Here is a 4,763-nt window from a genome sequence, read left to right as displayed (position 1 = left end):
TCCTATTGCTGAGTCGCCGCGATTGTTGCTGCTTTGCCTAATACCCATTTTGCCTGTCTGGGGGTCAAATCTCCTGGGCGTGAAATCAGAGCGGTTTGCACAAGTTAGAGACTCTTTTCAGAAGAAAGCCTTTTGCGAATCTCCTCAAACAAAGCAATCTATCCCCTACCATCCTTTGGCCCTTAAATAAGCACCCGCAAGGGTACTCTTGATTTCCCGGAATCTGTTTGTTTTACCTTGTTGCATTGTTGTGGAACAGCGACCGATTCAAACGTAATCCACTTCAACAATCACAAAGGTCATTCAAAATGAATACGATTTCCACTCAATATCCAACGCTGCAAATGGGTGCTCAAGGTGCGGCTGTAAAAACCCTTCAGCAGTTGCTTAATCAGCGAGTCAGCCGTGATTATATGGTTTCTGTAGACGGCATTTTTGGAGCGAAAACTGAGTCAGCCGTTAAAGCTTTTCAATATAGCAAGCTGCTTCGCAAGGATGGAATTGTTGGACCAAAAACCTGGCAAGCTCTGCAAACCAATATGCCTCCTGCAATGCCTGTAATTCGCCGGAGCAGCAAAGGTGAAGCGGTTGCGATCGCCCAAGTGCTGCTGAAGGAAGCCGGAATCTATAAAGGTGTAGTTGACAGCAACTTTGGACCTCAAACCGAAGTGGCAGTCCGGGCATTTCAAACGGCTCAGAGCCTCATCGTTGATGGCGTGATCGGCAACAAAACCTGGGCAGCCTTCAGTGGTCTTGCTGCTTATCTTGCCTTTGACTAATGCCAATTCATGCCTCATTTTTTATCTGAATCAACACCACCCAATTTGAATTAAAGGAATCTCATCATGACAACACTTCGCAGCACCGTTCTCCTTAAAAAAGGCTCTCAAGGCTCTGGTGTAAAACAGCTTCAGGCAATGCTGAATGTTTGGCTTGAAAGCAGCGAAATTTTTCCAGGGGCACTCCTAGTCGAAGACGGCATCTTTGGTTTGGCGACAGAAGGGATTATTAAATTTTTTCAGTGCCGTCATTTTCTGGAAATGGATGGCATTGTGGGCACTCAGATGATGGCATGCTTAAATCAGGGTGTATCCGGCTTGCCACTCCTGAAGCAGGGCAGCACGGGGGCGATCGTTCGCCGACTGCAACAGGTTCTGACGCTCTATGGCATCAACCTCGGTTCTGTAGATGGCATTTATGGCACAAAAACGCGGGCAGCCGTGACCCACTTCCAGAATGACCACCATATTTTTGACGTAAACGGTCATGCAACGGGTGAAGTCAACCTCAACACCTGGCGAAAATTGGCAGAAGAGCCTGTTGGCATGGCGTGCGGTCCACTTCGATCGTTTTCGTAATGTAAATTTCGTGTTGGGAATTGTGGCGTAATTTGATGGAATTTTCGTTCTTCCATCGGTCACCTGGGTTTATTGATCAAGTCTGCCTTTCAGGTTTACGGAACGTTCTGCTAATTTTTTTAGTCAGTACAAACCTAATTTATTCCCTCTTGCAAAAATCAGCATAAAAACAATGAGTTCTAGCATCAATACCCGCATCGGTTACATTGCCACCGTTCGTACTCAGGGAGATACGCTGCGCGTTCGATCGACTCCTAACGGTGAAATTGTGGATTATCTTTCCAATGGTTCTCTGACCTATACCACAGGAGAAGCGATCGCCGCCGCAGGACGCACCTGGGTTTCCTTGGGGGCAAAGCAGTGGGTTGCGTCTGATTTTCTGGTTCCCGCTCCTAATGCAAACGGCAAGGCAAAAGTAATCGCCATGCGGACATCAACGACCATGAGCGGCGGCTTAAGAATTTATCAGACTCATCTAGTTGACGGCAAAAATCAAATTATCAAAACGGTGCGTGCGGTTTCTGGTCGCGCCAATAAGCAAACTCCCTCTGATACGGCTGGCTCTCAAGCTCCGTTGCCCTTTGGTGTTTACACCTTTGATAAACCGGGAAGCGTTGAGTTTGCGCCCGGCGAGTTTGGTGGGGTGTGGTCTGCAGTGACTCCGACCTTTCAGACTCAGCGATCGGGCTTAGGAATTCATTATGATCCTTCGGCACTGAAGCAGGATGCTAACACGGGAACCGCAGGCTGTTTTGCAACGCCTACAATTGAAGAACGAGAAACCATGTCTCAATTTATTCGGACTTACAAACCCACTCATTTTGTTGTGTTTGAGGGGTAATAGGGCAATCTAAAACTTTGACCCAGGGCTTTCATCTCTCACGCATGACTTTTGCTCAGGACTCTCACTCAAGGCTTTTGCTGCGGTAATTTCTCTGCGGTTAAACTCTCTATTTAGCTTTGCGATCGCACTCTTTATACCAGGCTGCGATCGTTTTGCTTTTTGCTGACTTTGCGCGTCGATCGTTACTGTTTTTGACAGCGATCGATCGGCTCAGTATGGATAGCAAAAACTTCGCTAATAACTCACAACTAACGACTAATGGCTCCTAACCAATAACCGATGAATCAATCACTCGTGGCGATCGCATCCGGCATTCATATCATTCGGCCTCTGGATATTGGTGTTTCCCACTCAATACCTGCAATTTTTAAGACTTGTAATTTTTTAAGACTTGTATTTTAAAACTTGTAATAGATAGAGATGCTCCAGGAATCTGAATGGCAGGAGGATCAGGTTTGGGAATATTCAGGGCAGAACGCTGAGCTGAATTATCAGTTTTTGTCCAGCCCACAATTCTGCGGTTGCTCATTCATGCTAAATACGGTCAAAGCGATTTCTAACTCTAGGTTATTCCTTCCTCATAAAAATTCTTGTTTCTGGAAAACAGGACTGATGGAACTGCACGTTGCTGCCGATGTCCTGATTGTCCTGGCTTACTTCCTGATCTCGATCGCCCTTTTTTACTTTGTTCGGCAGCGAAAAGATTTGCCTTTCAAACAGATATTCCTTCTGTTTGGGGCGTTTATTATCTTGTCTGGCACGACTCACTTTCTGGGAGTATGGACGCTGTGGCATCCGGCTTACTGGCTTTCTGGTTGCGTTAAGGCAATCGCGGCATTAGTTTCGGTACTGACTGCGATCGAACTTGTTTTCTTGATGCCGAAAGTGCTTGCCTTGCCCAGCCCCGCTAAACTTCAGCAGTTAAACGTAGAGCTACAGATTTCTCAGGCTCGATTTGCAGGCATTCTTGAGATTGCCAGCGATGCCATTATTTCGATCGATGCGAATCAGCGAATTACGCTGTTTAATCGAGCAGCCGAAAAGCTGTTTGGCTACACAGCAGCCGAAGCGTTAGGGCAACCACTGGATCTGCTGCTTCCCGATCGATTTGTAGCTTCGCACCATCAGCACATTAGCAGCTTTGAGAAACAAAATGGCACGACCCGATGCATAGGCGAACGCAGCGATATTTTGGGTCGTCGCAAAGATGGCAGTGAGTTTCCAGCAGAGGCTTCAATCTCTCAGTTAGAAGTGGCAGGAGAACAGGTTTTTACGGCATTTTTGCGCGACATTACCGCTGCCAAGCACCTCGAAGCGAGTCGCCTCCAATCCGAAGCAGAGTTACGAGAGAGTGAAGAACGCTGGAGATATGCGATCGAAGGCAATGGGGATGGACTTTGGGATTGGAACGCGCAAACCGATAAAGTCTTCTTTTCACGTCAATGGAAAATCATGCTGGGTTTCGCTGAGAACGAAATCGGCAACGATTTGAGTGAGTGGAACAGGCGATTGCACCCCGATGATAAGGCACAGGTATATGCTGCCTTTGAGAAGTATTTTTCGGGTGAAGTGCCGCAATACAGCAGCGAATATCGCGTTTTGTGCAAAGACGGTTCCTATAAATGGATTCTCGCTCGCGGCATGGTGATGAGCCGAGATCAGGCAGGAAAGCCGCTGCGAGTGATGGGAACCTACACCGATATTGGTGAACGAAAGCGAATTGAAGTTGCGCTCAAAGAAAGCGAACAATTTTTGCAGGACATTATTAATTCTGCGGCTGAAGCGATCTGGGTGGTTGAGCAATTAGAGGATGGAGGATATCAGCTCATTAGTATGAATCCATCGATCGAGACAGCCACGGGTATCCCGTCGCATCAATGGATAGGCAAACGAATCGATGAACTGTGGGACAGCAAAATAGCCGCCCAAATCTACTCTCGCTACCGTAAATGTATTCAGCAGAACGCAACCATTACCTATGAAGAAGAACTGCCCTTTGCGGATCGTCCTCGCTGGTTTTTGACTACCCTAACGCCCCTGCACAACCGAGGTTCAGGCCTACGGCTACTAGGAACCAGCATGGATATTAGCGATCGCAAACTGGCAGAAGTGGAACAAAAAGCACAGCAAGCTTTCCTGCGACAAGTCATTGATGCCGTTCCCAATAACATCTTTGTTAAAAACCGGGGAGGACGCATTTTAATTGTGAATCAGGCATCCGCAGATATCCACGGAACCACCGTTGAAGCGATGCTGGGCAAACGAGAAACCGACTTCAATCCCAATTTTTCAGTAGAACAGCTCAAAGAAATCCTGGCGGTGAATCATCAGGTGATGCAAACTCGGCAACCCTACACTTATCTTTCGCAGTCGATCGTGAATGCGAGGGGTGAAGCTTGCTGGCATCAAACGGTCATTAATCCTTTGGTAAATGTACACGGACGGGTGATAGGAATTGTGGGAGCTACCACAGATGTCACTGCCCGTAAACTCACTGAGCAAGCTCTGCAACAGGCAAAAGAAGCCGCAGAAGCCGCAAACAAAGCCAAGAGTGTCTTTCT

4 protein-coding genes are annotated in these 4,763 nt (G+C 47.4%); all 4 read left to right on the top strand.

Translation table 11 applies throughout. From position 1 onward, the window contains the following. The first annotated feature begins 308 nt into the window (after positions 1-308). The gene (locus H6F80_RS08075; protein ID WP_190791065.1) at positions 309-779 is read left to right on the top strand and encodes a peptidoglycan-binding domain-containing protein; all 471 of its coding nucleotides are present in this window, start codon (positions 309-311) and stop codon (positions 777-779) included. A gap of 66 nt (positions 780-845) precedes the next feature. Further along, complete coding sequence (locus H6F80_RS08070) at positions 846-1,358, top strand: peptidoglycan-binding domain-containing protein (protein WP_190791064.1); 513 nt, start codon at positions 846-848, stop codon at positions 1,356-1,358. Positions 1,359-1,530: 172 nt separating this feature from the next. Beyond that, positions 1,531-2,199, top strand: a complete 669-nt coding sequence (locus H6F80_RS08065; RefSeq protein ID WP_199296444.1) for a hypothetical protein — start codon at positions 1,531-1,533, stop codon at positions 2,197-2,199. A 615-nt stretch (positions 2,200-2,814) separates the two neighbouring features. Beyond that, positions 2,815-4,763 (top strand): PAS domain S-box protein (locus H6F80_RS08060; RefSeq protein ID WP_190791063.1); only part of this gene is annotated, 1,949 nt, incomplete at its 3' end.

This window comes from Leptolyngbya sp. FACHB-711 (genome assembly GCF_014695615.1).
Classification (GTDB): Bacteria; Cyanobacteriota; Cyanobacteriia; order Elainellales; family Elainellaceae; genus Leptolyngbya_A.
This window is presented reverse-complemented; position numbering and strand designations above follow the sequence as displayed.